Annotated in this window: 13 protein-coding genes; 6 read left to right on the top strand and 7 right to left on the bottom strand. The window is 69.2% G+C overall.

The features are described from left to right. Positions 1-67 precede the first annotated feature (67 nt). Entirely contained in the window at positions 68-1,147 is a 1,080-nt protein-coding gene (locus tag ACZ4WQ_RS11805) for an alkene reductase (protein ID WP_398372596.1), read from the top strand. A gap of 264 nt (positions 1,148-1,411) precedes the next feature. Here ACZ4WQ_RS11805 and ACZ4WQ_RS11810 read toward each other — a convergent pair whose 3' ends face one another. Beyond that, on the bottom strand, positions 1,412-2,203 hold the full coding sequence (locus ACZ4WQ_RS11810) for an alpha/beta fold hydrolase (RefSeq protein WP_398372594.1): 792 nt from the start codon (positions 2,201-2,203) through the stop codon (positions 1,412-1,414). A gap of 258 nt (positions 2,204-2,461) precedes the next feature. Here ACZ4WQ_RS11810 and ACZ4WQ_RS11815 point away from each other — a divergent pair, with 258 nt between their 5' ends. Beyond that, the gene (locus ACZ4WQ_RS11815; protein ID WP_398372592.1) at positions 2,462-3,229 is read left to right on the top strand and encodes an alpha/beta hydrolase family protein; all 768 of its coding nucleotides are present in this window, start codon (positions 2,462-2,464) and stop codon (positions 3,227-3,229) included. Between the two features lie 254 nt (positions 3,230-3,483). Here ACZ4WQ_RS11815 and ACZ4WQ_RS11820 read toward each other — a convergent pair whose 3' ends face one another. From ACZ4WQ_RS11820 to ACZ4WQ_RS11835, 4 genes are read right to left on the bottom strand one after another with little or no spacing between them, the layout of a single operon-like run. Beyond that, positions 3,484-4,749, bottom strand: a complete 1,266-nt coding sequence (locus ACZ4WQ_RS11820) for an ABC transporter permease (protein WP_468022184.1) — start codon at positions 4,747-4,749, stop codon at positions 3,484-3,486. Then, positions 4,746-5,435 (bottom strand): ABC transporter ATP-binding protein, encoded by a 690-nt coding sequence (locus ACZ4WQ_RS11825; RefSeq protein WP_311722323.1) that lies wholly within the window; start codon positions 5,433-5,435, stop codon positions 4,746-4,748. The genes ACZ4WQ_RS11820 and ACZ4WQ_RS11825 overlap by 4 nt, the downstream gene beginning before the upstream one ends. Before the next feature lie 8 nt (positions 5,436-5,443). Further along, on the bottom strand, positions 5,444-6,805 hold the full coding sequence (locus tag ACZ4WQ_RS11830) for a peptidoglycan-binding protein (protein WP_468022185.1): 1,362 nt from the start codon (positions 6,803-6,805) through the stop codon (positions 5,444-5,446). Further along, positions 6,783-7,418 (bottom strand): hypothetical protein, encoded by a 636-nt coding sequence (locus tag ACZ4WQ_RS11835; protein ID WP_398372586.1) that lies wholly within the window; start codon positions 7,416-7,418, stop codon positions 6,783-6,785. Before ACZ4WQ_RS11835 ends, ACZ4WQ_RS11830 begins: the two co-directional genes overlap by 23 nt. Before the next feature lie 146 nt (positions 7,419-7,564). Here ACZ4WQ_RS11835 and ACZ4WQ_RS11840 point away from each other — a divergent pair, with 146 nt between their 5' ends. Both ACZ4WQ_RS11840 and ACZ4WQ_RS11845 read left to right on the top strand, forming a co-directional pair. Beyond that, the gene (locus tag ACZ4WQ_RS11840; RefSeq protein ID WP_398372584.1) at positions 7,565-8,263 is read left to right on the top strand and encodes a response regulator transcription factor; all 699 of its coding nucleotides are present in this window, start codon (positions 7,565-7,567) and stop codon (positions 8,261-8,263) included. Beyond that, a complete protein-coding gene (locus tag ACZ4WQ_RS11845) occupies positions 8,253-10,037 on the top strand; it encodes a sensor histidine kinase (RefSeq protein ID WP_398372582.1) in 1,785 nt (594 codons plus the stop codon). Before ACZ4WQ_RS11840 ends, ACZ4WQ_RS11845 begins: the two co-directional genes overlap by 11 nt. A gap of 599 nt (positions 10,038-10,636) precedes the next feature. Here the strand turns inward: ACZ4WQ_RS11845 and ACZ4WQ_RS11850 are convergent. Beyond that, positions 10,637-11,200 (bottom strand): dihydrofolate reductase family protein, encoded by a 564-nt coding sequence (locus tag ACZ4WQ_RS11850; protein ID WP_311721512.1) that lies wholly within the window; start codon positions 11,198-11,200, stop codon positions 10,637-10,639. A 204-nt stretch (positions 11,201-11,404) separates the two neighbouring features. Between ACZ4WQ_RS11850 and ACZ4WQ_RS11855 the strand changes: the two genes are divergently transcribed. Continuing rightward, positions 11,405-11,818 (top strand): GFA family protein, encoded by a 414-nt coding sequence (locus ACZ4WQ_RS11855; protein WP_361182007.1) that lies wholly within the window; start codon positions 11,405-11,407, stop codon positions 11,816-11,818. Between the two features lie 395 nt (positions 11,819-12,213). Then, positions 12,214-13,101: an alpha/beta fold hydrolase gene (locus ACZ4WQ_RS11860; protein ID WP_358843501.1), complete on the top strand. Its 888-nt coding sequence runs from the start codon at positions 12,214-12,216 to the stop codon at positions 13,099-13,101. Positions 13,102-13,317: 216 nt separating this feature from the next. Here ACZ4WQ_RS11860 and ACZ4WQ_RS11865 read toward each other — a convergent pair whose 3' ends face one another. Continuing rightward, positions 13,318-14,217, bottom strand: coding sequence for a dihydrodipicolinate synthase family protein (locus ACZ4WQ_RS11865; RefSeq protein WP_398372579.1), 900 nt, complete (start codon positions 14,215-14,217; stop codon positions 13,318-13,320). Positions 14,218-14,265 lie beyond the last annotated feature (48 nt).

Below are 14,265 nucleotides of genomic sequence, written 5' to 3' on the forward strand. Positions count from 1 at the left end.
CCGGCCCCGGCCAGGCCGCGCCGCCGGGCTTGAAGCTGACACCGGTGTCAGATCCTACAGTTCCCGCATGTCGCACACAGTCACCTCCCCGCTCCTGACCCCGTACACCTCGGCCGCCCTTCGCCTCCCCAACCGGCTGGTGATGGCGCCGATGACCCGGTTCCGCGCCAAGGAGGACGGAACGCCGCTGCCCATCGTGGCGGAGTACTACGCGCAGCGCGCCGCGGCCGGTCTCATCGTCACCGAGGGCATCTGGCCCCACCGCCGCGGACAGAGCGGCTGGCGGATGCCGGGCCTGGAAACGGAGGACCATGCCGAGGGCTGGCGCGCGGTCACCGATGCCGTGCACGCCCGGAGCGGGCGCATCTTCGCACAGCTCATGCACGGCGGTCGGCAGGGGCACCCGCGCTCACGACTGCTCGGCGACCTGCCCGCCGGGCCCTCCGCCGTCGCCGTGCCGGGCCCGCTGCACGTCAAAGATGGCAAGGTTGAGGCGCCGACACCGCGGACCATGACGACCGATGACATCCGGGTCGCCGTGGACGACCATGTGAACGCCGCACGCAACGCCCTGCGGGCCGGTTTCGACGGGGTGGAACTCCATGGCGCGAACAGCTACTTGATCCACCAGTTCCTGGCTGACAACACCAATCTCCGTAGCGACGGATACGGGAAGGACCGGGCCCGGTTTGCCGTCGAACTGGTCGAGGCGGTGGCCGCGGCCGTCGGCGCCCATCGCCTGGGGCTGCGCCTCTCGCCGGGCAATCCACAGTTCGGGATGGTGGAACGGGACCCGGGCCCCGTCTACCGTCCGCTGGTCGAGGCGCTGAACCCGCTCGGGCTGGCCTACCTCCACCTCACCGATAACGACAACTATCCGGCCCTGACCGACCTTCGCCCACGCTGGACAGGCACCCTGATCGCGAATGTCGGCGAGAACCATGCCCCCACCACCCGGGAACAGGGAGAGGGCGTGGTGACCGAGGGCCACGCTGATCTCGTCTCCTACGGGCGGGCGTTCCTCGCCCACCCCGACCTGCCCGCACGCATCGCGGCTGACGCGCCGTTGACCACGCCGATCGACACCGAGCACCTCTATACAAACGGCGCCCGAGGTTACACCGACTACCCGACCCTGGAACGATAGAGCCCTCCCGCTCTCGCCGCTGCGGCGACCCGCTGACGCTCCGGCCCGAGGGCTGATCCGCCGCAGCCGGCCCATCACCTTCCGCGGTCTGGCGCGGAGCTCCGACGTCTCGCTCGACTTCCTCTGCCGAAACACCGAGATCCGTCGCCGCCTCGGCCCGCAGCACACCTCCCGCCTCCGAGCTCTCCGGACGTTGATCTCTTAGAACGTCCGCCAGTAGGTGGCTGACGTGCTCCTCGGCGCCGTGCAACGTTCGACCTCGGCTCACTGAGCCAGGTGTCGCTCCAACGCAGCCAGGAATGCGTCCGGGTTCTCGAGGTGACAGGCGTGGTCGCCGGGCAGTTCGAGAACCCGGGTATCGGGCAGCCGTTCGTCGAGGACGGCGACGACCCGCTTGAGCCAGTCGGTGGTCGCGGAGCCGTGGACCAGGAGGACAGGGCACCGGATGCCGGCGAGTTCGGCGACGTCGCGGTCGGGCCGGTCGGCCTGCTCCGAGCTCCAGGACAGGGCCATCCGGTGCGGGACCCAGCGCGGCCAGGCGGGGTGGACGCGGGCCTGGTCCTTCGACGTCACGAGTCCGGCGAGTTCGAGGAACTCAGCCAGGTCATCCTCGCTCACCTCCTGTCCGGCCAGTGCATGCAGGAACTGGTTCAATCGGGCGACCTCGGGGGCGGACTCGCCGCGGCCGTCGAGGATCCAGTACGCCGCCGGCTCCACGAGCGTCAGCGTCCTCACCCGCTCCGGATGGGCCAGGGCGAACTCGATGAGGGCCCGCCCGCCGCCGGACCACCCCGTGAAGTCGGCCGTCTCGACCCCGAGGGCGTCCACTGTGATGAGCAGCGATTCACGCTCGATCGCCGCGGTGTACCCGGCGTCCCCGCGCTCGCCGGCCGAGCCGAGCTCATTGTGGATCGGCTGCACCCTGACGGTCCGCCATCTCGCCGACAGGGCGTCCGCGAGCGGCGTCCACGACACCCATCCGGTGAGCTGGCCAGGTACCAGGACGACCGGCGGCCCCTCGCCCTTCACCTCGTTGACCAGGACCCTCGGTTTCATCGTCCACCTCTGACGGGTTCACAGCAGATCCCATCAAGGTAATCACGATCCCGACTTCGCACAGAGGACGTCGACTACGAAAAGCTCGAAGCATCAGACACTTACAGACGCGACCGCAAACGCTCTGGCTGCACGAACACCCACCGGTCACCCGTTTGCCCCGGATACGCTGTGGCTCGGTCTCTACCTGGGCCGGGCGGTCAAGCAGCTCGCCGTGAACAGATTTAACCGTCATCCGAGTGGTTCTCTGCCGCCCGTTTGGCCGACGCCCGGCGGCAGCCGGGAGGATCGTGTTTACACCTGTCTCCGAGACGGGACCGGGAGGAGGCCTGGTCGGTCCGGTGGGCAGCTACGGCAGCGCGCATCGAGCGCATCGGCCGGGACGCGCTGGCCGCCGGTCACCGCGTCAGCGCCCGGGAGGCGCTGCTGCGCGCGTCCAACTACTACCGGACCGCCGACTTCTACCGCCGCGAGAACCCAGCCGCTGACGCCGAGTCGGCGCGGCTCGCCGAGGCCTCCCAGCAAACCTTCGCCGACGCCGCCGCCCTGCTCGACACCCCGGCCCGCGCCCTGCGCATCCCGTACGAGGACACCACGCTGCCCGCGTACCTGTTCCTCGTCGACGAGTCGGGCACCCCGCGCCCGACCCTGCTGTACCACGGCGGATACGACTCCACGCTGGAGGAGAATTACCTGGCGCTGGCCGCAGGTGCGCTGCGCCGCGGCTACAACGTCCTCGCCTTCGACGGCCCCGGCCAGGGCAGCACCGTCCGCGAACAGGGCCTGCACTTCCGGCCGGACTGGGAGGCCGTGGTCACCCCGGCCGTCGACTTCGCCCTCACCCTGCCCGAGGTGGACCCCGAGCGGCTCACGCTGGTCGGCACGAGCCTCGGCGGCTACCTCGCGGCGCGGGCGGCCGCCTTCGAGCACCGCATCGCCGCGTGCGTGCTAAACTGCCACGAGGGCGCCCTCGCCCTGTTCCACCAGCGCACCTTCGACTGGCTCGACACCGTGCTCGCCGACTGACCTCGGCCCCGTCGGCCAGGACGTGGGTCGGATTGCCGCTCTGGTCCGGGCCCATGGCTGTCACCAGCGCATGCCCGTCTCATCACGTTCGGTCGGTGGTCTCATTCCCGGGAGACGCTCGGCCGGAGAGGTGACGACCTCCGGTCGCCCGGACACGTTCACCCGTCCACCTTGTGCGCGACATCCCAACCGACGTGCTGTCCGGGTTCGTCCTCGCCGAACCCCCGCTTGCGGTCGCGCCCGCGGCCGACCGCTCACGTCGACGCCAGCGCCTCCGTAGGAGGAAGGCGTGCCGCGCGGACCGAGGGATAGACGCCGGCCGCCACCCCGATCAGCACGGCACCGAGGCAGCCGCCCGTAACCGGGACCAGGGGGATCACCGTTGGCCAGCCCTGGTAGGCCGCGTAGCCGACGTTGACGAGGACACCGAGCAGGGTTCCGGCGATGGCCCCGAGCAGCGACAGTCCCACTGACTCGGTGAGGAACTGGACGCGTATCTGACCGCGGGTCGCGCCCAGCGCCCGGCGGAGCCCGATGTCCCTTCGGCGCTCCAGGACCGAGATGACCATGGTGTTGGCCACGCCGATTCCGCCGACCAGCAGGGCGACACCGGCCAGGCCGAGGAAGAGGGAGGAGTAGGTGTTCTGCGTGGCGCGCTTGGCCGCCAGGGCGTCGGACGGGCGGCTGACCTGGACCTGTCCGGGCTGCTCCGGGAAGACGGTGGCGGCGAGTACGTTCCGTACGTCCTCCAGATGGGACTCCCGTGCCTTGACGTAGATCACCGTGGGGTTTCCCCCGAAGCGCAGTGTCTTCTTGGCGGCCGGCCATCCCGTCAGTACGGCGTTGTCGAGGTCGTCGGCCAGCGGTATGGGGTGCAGGATGCCGATCACGGTGAACCACGACTTGTCGATCTGTATCTGTGGAGCCGGTTCGTTTTCGGGGATTTCCCCGATGCCGAGCCGGCTGGCGGCCCGGTAGCCCAGTACGGCCGTGGGGAACTGCTCGTCGGCGCCGCTGAAGAACCTTCCCGAAAAGACTTTTCCGCCCACCACGCTCAGCAGGTCGCGTCGGGCCGCGAGCACGCTGAGTCCCGTACTGGAGAAGTCGTCCTCACCGATGAGGTCGGAACGCTGCACCACGGCACCGGTGTTGGCCACCGCGCTCGCCTCGGTGACCGGTCCGACGCGGCGCACCATGTCGACCGATTCCTCGGGAATCCTGACCGGCACGGTCTGTCCCGAAAACGGCTGCACCCGCAGCATGTTGGACCCCAACGCCGACATCTCGTCCATCAGCGCCCGGTGGCTTGAGGCCGGGATTCCCGTCACCACCACCATCGTGGCGACGCCGATCGAGATGCCGAGTGCCGACAGCGCGGCGCGCAGCTTGCGGGTACGCAGGCCGAGGAGGCCCAGACCCAACAGGTCGAGAAAGGCGAGACGTACCGGCTTGATCTTGTCCTCGGCGCGCCGGGGAGCGTGCCGCAGCGCGGCGCGGGACGGCTTGGCGGGGGCGGTCATGATGGGCTTTCGGTCAGGGCGGTGTCCGCGACCAGCCGACCGTCACGCAAGTGAACCCTGCGTGGCAACTGGTTGGCGATGTCACGGTCGTGAGTGATGAGCGCGATCGTGGTGCCCGCCGCGTTGAGTTCGGTCAACAGGGCGAGCGCTGCGGCGCCGTTGACGGTGTCGAGTGCGCCGGTCGGCTCGTCGGCGAGGACCAGAGCCGGCTCATGGACGACCGCGCGGGCTATGGCGACCCGTTGGCGCTCCCCTCCGGAGAGCTGTTGCGGCAGGTGGCCGGCCCGACGGGTGAGTCCCACCCGGGCCAGGGCCTCCTCGGCCAGTTTCTTCCGGTGCTTCCTGGGCACACCGGCATACAGCAGGCCGGTCGCCACGTTCTCCGCCGCGGTGAGGCCGTCCGTCAGGTGGAAGTGCTGGAAGACGAAACCCAGACGCCGCCCCCGCAGGGCGGACAGCTGACGGTCGGACAACTCCGTCACGTCCTGCCCCTCGATGACCACGCTGCCGCTGGTGGGCGGGGCCAGCGTGCCCATGATGTTGAGCAGCGTGGACTTGCCGGAGCCGGAAGGGCCGAGGATGGCGAGCAGTTCGCCCTGCGCGACGGACAGGGAGACCCGGTCGAGGGCTCTCACCTCGGGGGGATAGGTCACGCTCGCCTCGTGCACGCTGATGACCTGGGTCATGCCGTGGTTCATGCCGTGGTTTCCACCTTCATGCCCTCGCTGATGCCCTGGCCGCTGATCTCGACCAGTCCCTTGGCGAACATGCCCGTGTCGACCGGGACGAGCCTGCCGCCGGAGAGCCGGACTGCGTACCCTCCCTCACGCAGGGCGAGCAGGGCGCCGACCGGGACGGCGAGTACGCCCTTCTTGGACTCCCCCTGGAACTGGGCCCGTACGGGAGCGGAGTCGATACCCTTGACGGCCTGTGGGTCGTCCAGCGACACGGTGACGTTGATCCTGGTCTGCCGGGCGTTGCCCGTGTCGTCCTGGTCTCCCTGCACGGTGGTGCTGATCGCGGCGACCCGGCCCGCGGCGGTGGACCGGTCGGGCAGCACCACGGTGACCCGTTGGCCCGACTTGATGGACCCGATGTCGAGTGACTGCACCGGAACGGTCACGGACTTGGTGGTGGCGGTCACCGTCATCAGGTCTCCCGACGCCTCGTCCCCGGGCTGGGCGAGGACGTCCGATACCCGCACCGCCGACTTCGTCACGACCACGTCGGAGATATCGAGAATGCCGGTCGGCTTGATGCCCACGGCCTTCTGCCAGCGCTTGATCGCGGACATCAGGGACGTGGTGAGCACACCGTCGCCCTCCCTGACCGTGGACTGCGACGGACTTGGGCTCGATGGCCGCTCCTGTGACGCATCGGTTCTTGGGCCGGCTCCGCCCTCCGGAGCCGAGGACTGTCCGGCCGCGGGCTGGCCTGCCGGGGGCGTGGTCTCCCCCTGCCCAGGGTCCGTTGTCATGGGCGGGGGGTCGTCCGCGGGGGCCTGCTGCCGGACGACCGTGCCCGGCGCCGGCTGTGCCCCGATGTCGTAGCCGAGAGCCTTGAGGTTGTCGGCGACGACCCATATGTCACGGCCGACGCTGCCAGGGGTGTCGAGCCTGCGGTACAGGGGTGTGCTGCCATAGAAGATCACGGCGGAACGCTCATCGACGCGGTACAGCTGCCGGCCGCGTTTGACCGTCGCACCCCGGTTTGGAAGCCACGTCACCCGTCCTTCGCCGGCACTGCGGATCGTGCGCGCGGAGTCGTAGCCCAGGGTGCCCTCCATCTCTCTGCTGCCCGACAGATCCGTTTTGACCACGGCGATCTGTTTGATCTTCGGGCCGGACTCGGGTTCGGAGCCGTTCCCGCCCTTGTCGACCCACAGCAGCCCGGCCCCCGTTCCTCCTGCCAGCAGTACGGCGACGACGGCGAGATACACGGCCTTCTTCTTCCGGCGGCCCGCCGCCGGCTCGCGGGGGCCTGCCCCTTCCTGGGCTGTCACCCGCAGGGGCATGGTGTCCCCGGCGTCGCGCTCACTTACCACTGAACGCCTCACGCATGCATTCCTCGTCGATCTGTTCGGCATTCCTGGGCGGATTCACGCCAGGCTTGTAGTTCCAGCCGCTTCCGTCGGGAAGGGGGTCCACCTTGAGCCCTCTGCGGTTGTTGCACTCGATATACTTGCGGTAATCGTTCAGGTAGTCGGGGTTTTTCTTCGGATCCAGCTCAGCAGGCTGCATCGGCTTCTTTCCGAGACATGCCTTTTCCGCTTCCGGATGCTCTTTTGCCACATCCTCACCGGGGTACCCCAAAGAATCGGGATCGGCCCAGTCCGCGAACTTGTCCCCGGCCGGAAGAATGGACACTCCGTGATCCTTGAGGCAGCGCAGGTAGCCCTGGTACATACGCAGTTCCTCGGCGTCCGTACTGTCCAGCCGAATCTGGGGGCGACCGGACTCGGAATCGTCGGCCGCCGGGCTCTTCGTCGCCCCGCCCTCTCCACCTCCAGCGGATTCCGTGACGGAGACAACTCCGCCTCCCTGGCTGTCGACGTCTCCCCCGGAACAGCCGGTGATCAGCGTCACCGCCAGCACGGTGCAGGAAAGGAACAGGATCTTCTTGTCCGGGCGGCCCGGACCGGGGTCAGGGCGGCCTGAGTTGTTTCGCATGCCCGGAAGCATGACAAGACTTTGTCAGAAAGGTGTCAGCACCTTCCCCCCACCGGACCCCTTCAGGCGATTGTCAGGAAGTTGTCAGGGAATTGAACCAGATATGCCGGCGCTCACCCCGCGCCCCGCAGGTTTATCATCGGGCCATGTCCACATACGTGCTGGTGGCCGAAGACGACGAAAAGCAGGCAGAACTGATCCGTCGTTACCTGGTGCATGACGGCCATGCCGTAACCGTGGTGCACGACGGCCCGACAGCCCTCGAGGAAGCCACCCAGCGGCCACCCGACCTGCTCGTTCTCGACTGGATGCTGCCGGGTCTGGACGGGCTGGAGATATGCCGCCGCATACGCGCCACGGGCGATATGCCCATTCTGATGCTCACCGCCCGCTCCACCGAGGACGATCTGCTGCTGGGCCTGGACATCGGGGCGGACGACTACATGACCAAGCCGTTCAGGCCACGCGAACTGGTGGCCCGCATCCGGACCCTGCTGCGGCGCAGCCGACATCCGGAGCATACGGAGGAAGTGGTCCTCAAGGCCGGACCGCTGACCGTGGCCCCGGACCGGCACGAGGTGTCCGTCCACGGCCGGCCGGTGAACTGCACTCCTGGCGAATTCCGCCTGCTCAGCACGTTGGCAGCCGCACCCGACCGGGTCTTCACCCGGGCTCAGCTGCTGGGCTGCATCACCGACCACGGCCGAGCCGTGACCGAACGCACCGTGGACGTGCACATACTGAACCTGCGGAAGAAGATCGAGACCTCGCCGCACAGACCTGAGTTGCTGCTGACCGTCCACGGCGTCGGATACAAGCTGTCCCGAGGCCACCTTGACGTCTGAAGTCCCGCTCCGCAACAGCCTGCTGTTCCGGTTGCTGATCACCTCCGTGCTGATCTCCCTGGTGTCCATCGGGGCCACGGCCTGGCTGACGGTACGCGGCACCACCCTCGCCATCGAGCAGGAGCGAGGCCAGGTCCTCGCGGACGACGCCACCATCCAGGACACGCTGGAGGGCTTCGCCGCGGCGCACCGGAACTGGAACGGTGTCGAGCGCACCGTCCTGGATCTCTCCCGGTCGACGGGGCGCACCATCATCCTGACCACGCGGGCGCGCCAGGTCATCGCCACGTCGCATCGACCGGCCGCGGAACGGCTGCCCCTCAACGCGAGCGCCGTGATCGATCCGCTGCACGTCGCTCCGTTCACGGATCAGGGAGTCGGCCCGGCGGGGCAGGTCTCCCGCATCGACCCACGAGCCGTCGGCCCCTACCGCCTGCCCGCCGAGGAGCGGGCGCGTCTGCGACAACTCGCCCGTGAGGAGGTCACCTGCCTCTACGACCGGGCGGGAGTACGCGCGCACATCGTTGAGGAGGCCAGTGGCAGACCCGCCGTGCGCACGCTCAGGCCCTCGGCGGGCTCCACCCAGGCCTGCGCGTCCAAGGACCTGTTCGCCCCCACCCCGACCGAGGCCGCGGCCCTGGCCGAACTCACCGAACTCGTCCGCAGCTGCGCGGAGCGCAACCACGTACGCCTGCCCGCCGCCCTGACCATCACGGTGGACTTCCGGGTGGACGGCGACGACTCCGCGCAGGGTTCCGCCGCAGCGGACGACTGTGTGGAGGAAGGCCGGCGGGAGCAGTTGGCGGCGCACGTCGCCCCGGCGGCCCTCCTGTTCGTCACCGGCCCGCCCCGCACGGCCACCGCCGTCTTCGACCTGTCACCGGCCGGCACCCTCCGGGTCCTGACCACCACCGGTCTGGTCCTGGCCGCGACCATCGCCGTCACCGCCGTCATCGCGATCAGGCTGGTACGTCCGCTGCGCGCGCTGACCAACGCGGCCCGCGCTCCCTCGGGCCGGCACCTCCGTATCCCCGTCACCACCAAGGACGAGACCGGCTATCTGGCCGCCGCCCTCAACGACCTGTCGGAACGCCGCGAACGCACCGACGAGCAGCGCCGGGTCATGGTCAGCGACATCGCCCACGAACTGCGCACGCCCCTCACCAACATCCGCGGCTGGCTGGACGCGGCGCAGGACGGCCTGGCCGAGCCCGACTCGGCGCTCCTCACCTCGCTCCAGGAGGAGGCGGACCTCCTCCAGCACATCGTGGACGACCTCCAGGTGCTCGCCGCCGCAGATGCCGGCACCCTGCGCCTGCGTCCGCAGCAGCTGAACCTCCGCGAGCTGATCGAGCAGGCCATGAGCGCGCACCAGGCGACCGCACACGCCGGCGGTGTCGAGACCGCCGTCCATGCCCCGGACGGCCTCTCGGTCCATGCCGACCCGGTCCGCCTCCGCCAGGTCCTGGGCAACCTTCTGTCCAACGCGATACGCCACACCCCGCCGGACGGCCGCGTCACCCTCACCGCCCGCCGCGTGGCAGGCGCCGTCGCCATCGAGGTGAGGGACACGGGCGGCGGCATCCGCCAAGAGGACCTGCCCCGGGTGTTCGACCGCTTCTGGCGGGCCGAACAGTCCCGCAGCAGGCGGACGGGAGGCAGCGGGCTGGGGCTGTCCATCGTCAGACAACTGGTGCGGGCACACGGCGGAGATGTCACCGTGACGAGCCGGCCGCGCGTGGAGACGGTGTTCCTGGTGCGGTTGCCGTGCTGATCCGCGTCACGGTCCGGCGGCTGCCCCGCGGCCGACGGATCACCTACCGGCTCAGCGACCCCGAGCGCAGGTGTCGGCCGTTCTGTTCGGGCACCGCGCAAGTCAGTCGCCTGGCCGCGCTGTCCGACCTCCCTGGTGCAGCTAAGTGGTTTTACGGCGAAGTCAGGTACGGATCCTTTGCCGGCATCTGGCGCGCCGGCGCCGGGGTGGTCAGGCTGCGGTTGCGAGGGGGCGTCCGCCCCGGCGGATGCCCTTTTCACTGCGGACGCGGGCGCTGCGCCGGTCCTGTGGCCCAAGCGTGCAAGCTCTGCCTGGATCCTGCGGCAGCCGCAGCACCAACTCCTTCACGCCTCTCGCTGTCGGCGGTCTGCCTGGCTCGATCCGGCGCTCGCTGTAGTCCCGCCTGAGTGCAACGAGACATCGATGCCGGCCGAGCAACGCCTGCGCCCAGCGCCGCCGAGGGATCAGCGAGGACAACGCCGCGAACCACAGCCGGTCCGCCCACGCATACCGCACCGGACGACGGCCAATGGAAATGATCTCCGTTGCGAGAACCCCACTGGCCGTCCCGTTCTTCCCGGGGCTCGGCGGTGAGCCGGCTAGCGCGCCACGCGATAGCGGAGGTAGACGAATCTCGAGTTGAAGGTGCGGGTCTCGACGAGTTCGAGATCCTCCCGGCGCTCGTGCTGGGGAAAGAACGGAATGCCACCGCCAACCAGCACCGGGTAGACCACGATCCGGTACTCGTCGATCAGCCCCGACGCGGCCGCCTCGGCGGCGAGAGTCGCGCCGCCGATCGCGATGTCGCCCTCCCCCGGCTCGGCTCGCAACCGCTCGATCTCCTCCGCCAGGCCGCCGGAGGCCAGGCGGGCATGGCCCTGCACCGCTGACAGCGTGGTGGAGAACACCACCTTCGGGAGCGGGTTCCAGAGCGCGGTCCACTCGAGCTGTGAGTCGTCGAGCGATGGATCCTGGTCGGCCGTCTCCCAGTACAGCATCGTCTCGTACAGCCGTCGTCCCAACAGGTGGACGCCGACCTCTCGGATCTCGTCGATCCAGAAGCGAAAGACCTCCTCGTCGGGCGCCGTCCAGTCGAAGTTGCCGTCCGGCCCGACGATGTAGCCGTCAAGTGAGACACTCATCGAATAGGTCACGCTACGCATCAGAAGTCCTCCTCGGTAACGGGTTCGACAGTACGACCGCCGAACGCCGCAGAACTCATCGCGACTCGCGGAATCTCCTGGGCCAAGTCTCCTCACGAGATGATCCCGTCTGCGGGGCGTCGAATTCCCAACACCAGCACGGGACCTCTCGGCCGGTAGCACACTGACACCCCAACCGCGCTCCGCACCACAGGAGACATTCACGTGACCGAACCGACCGCCGCCCGGGACCAGCGGACAGGCCGCTGCCAGTGTGGCGACATCGCGTACGAGGTAACCGGCGCTCCGGACGACCCCCACCTGTGCTCCTGCGAGCACTGCACGCTCCTCTCCGGCTCGCCGGCGATGGCATGGGTCGGCTTCCGCCGGGAGGAACTGACCTGGACCGGCCATGGAGGTGAGCCGACCTGGTACTCGACCTGGCCTACACTGCACCGCGGCTTCTGCCCGCGCTGCGGGACCCATCTGGTCTCCGTCGCCGACGACTCAGAAATGATCATGGTGGCGACCTTCAGCCTCACCGAACAGAGCGGCATCGACCCGGTCGGGCACAGCTTCCGTGAAGCCGCCGTGCCATGGATGACCATCACGCTCGCCCCCGACCCGCTTCACCCGTAGCGACGCCCGAGCGGATCGTGCTCGAGCCGCCGGATCTGACGTGTCATTCGCGGGCTGTGTGACTCCCTGTCGGCGGGCGCACGCCGAGATCGAACCCTCTTGGGCCACCGCTACGAAAGACGCGAACAGGGTGCGGCCGAACCATTATTCGACATCATGTGGATCATCTGCCCATCATGGCAGTGGGCTCGACCGGAGCCGTCCTCCGAAGGGACTTATTGCGTGACCATGACAGGCCAGGCGCGGCGCCGAGCGCAGCGCCTTGGAACCGCCTGCATCGCCACCCGCCGGCAAGCGTGGAGCGGACCGGAGCCTGCCGGAGGTCTCCGGACTCCCGTCCTCCGCTCCGACGCCTCGTTCTCAGAGACCCCGGCACACGAATCGAGGAGTACACCGTGAGCAAGCCCGGACAGACCGTCGAGATCCCTCACCTCGGGGGATCTACCGTCGGGTACACCTTCGGCAAGCCGTACGACCCCGCACTCCCGACGCTGGTCCTGATCAACTCGTACACCACCTCGGCCGAGTTGTACCGGCCGCAGTTCGCCGACCCGGAGCTCGGGTCCGCGGCCAACCTGCTGGCCCTCGAACCCTACGGGCACGGCCGCACGAGGGCGGCGTACCAGCACTTCACCTACTGGGACAGCGCGGTCGCGAACCTGCAGGCCCTCGAGGCCCTCGGGATCGACGAGGCCTTCGTGCTGGGAACCTCGCAGGGCGGCTGGGTGGCGGTCCGCATGGCGCTGCTCGCCCCGGACGTCGTGAAGGGCCTCATCCCGCTCGGCACATCGATGGACTTCGAGAGCCCGCGCAGCCGCGAGCTGGGGTGCTGGGACGGGATAGCGTCCAACACTCCGCTCGTCGACGCCCTCGCCGACCCGGTCGGCGAGGACTGGGTCGTGCCGGACGAGGTCGTAGACGCCGTCCTCACCGCGGCCCTGGGCGGCGTCTCGGCCGAGGAACGCGAGTTCTGGCTCACCGCCTACCGTGCGAACTACACCGGTGACGCCGGACGCCACCGTCTGCGCCTCAGCACGGTGAACCTGCGGGACCGCGACGGGCTCCACGGCAGGCTCGACGAGGTCCGCTGCCCCGTCCTGTGGCTGCACGGCACCGCGGACCAGGTGTACTCCGTGCCGAACGCCCAGGAGGAGATCCGGATGTTCACCCGCTCCCCCGAGGCGCGCCTGGAGATCATTGAGAACGGGCAGCACTTCCTGAGTGCCTCGCATCCCGCGGAGGTCGGCTCCGCAGCGATCGAGTTCCTGAAGCGCTGGGCCTGAGCCTGAAGACACCTGTGCGTCGGCGGGTTGCTCTTCTGCCTGATTGCTGATCAATCCGGGCGGAATGGACGGGGAGGTGCCCGGGACCGGGCCGCCGGGCACCTCTGAGTGATGGCGGTCCCGGCTCCGAAGAAGGCCGACGCCGCCCGTTCCTGAGCAGCCGCACGGGCACAGCCCATGGCGTGCGGCTGTGCGGGACGACAGGAGCTGTGGTGCTCACGAGGAGGCATCGAGGTTCAGGCCGTCCAGCACGGTGACGAGCCGATCGCGGGCGTCGGGGGCGAGGCCGCGCAGCGGCAAGGGGAGATTCGTCTCGGAGGCAAGGCCCAGGTGGGAGGCGGCACCGGAGATCACGCGCAGGCTGCCGTGATGGCGGAACAGCTCCCACAGCGGTTGCAGCCGATCGGACAGGGCCGTGGCCCGTTCCGCGTCCCCGCTCTGGGCGGCACGGGTGAGGGCGAGCGCGGTGCGGGGAAACAGCCCGCCGACGACCGAGTACCACGCCCCGCACCCGGCCGTCAGCCCGGTGGCCGCCGCCCAGTCCCCGCTCACCCCGATGCTGACGGTGTCCGGGACCAGCGCCCGCAGCGCCTGAACGCGCTCCTTCGCGGCGGCCGCCTCGTCAGGCACGGGCGGGATCTTGATGGCGGCAACCTGGGGCAACCCGGCGATGCGAGCGTGGAGTTCATCGGTGAAGTGGACGTGGGTGGTGTTCGGGTTGTCGTACACGCACAGCGGAACGGACAGCTCGCGGGTGACGTCCTCGTACAGTCCGAACACCTCGTCCTCGGTCAGCGGCTGATACGTCATCGGGGCCAGCAGCACCGCCGACGCGCCCGCCTTCTGGGCATCCTCGGCCAGCGCGAGGACCTGTGAGGTCCGCAGCGCGCCGATACCGACGATGACGGGGGTCCCTTCGGCGGCCTCGACGGCGATCCGCGCGGCCCGGGCGCGCTGCTCGCGGGAGAGATAGGCGTAGCTTCCGGTGGACCCGAGCGCACCGATCGAGTCCACCCCCGCGGAAGCGAGGCGCGCGACAAGCCGGGCGTACGCCTGCTCGTCGATGCCCGACTCGCTCATGGGGGTCAGGGGGAAGGCGCTGAGACCGGTGAACATGGCAGGAGGTTCCTTTCGCGGAGTGACATGGCCTGGTGCGTTCGGCCG

Source organism: Streptomyces sp. NPDC028305 (assembly GCF_055569495.1).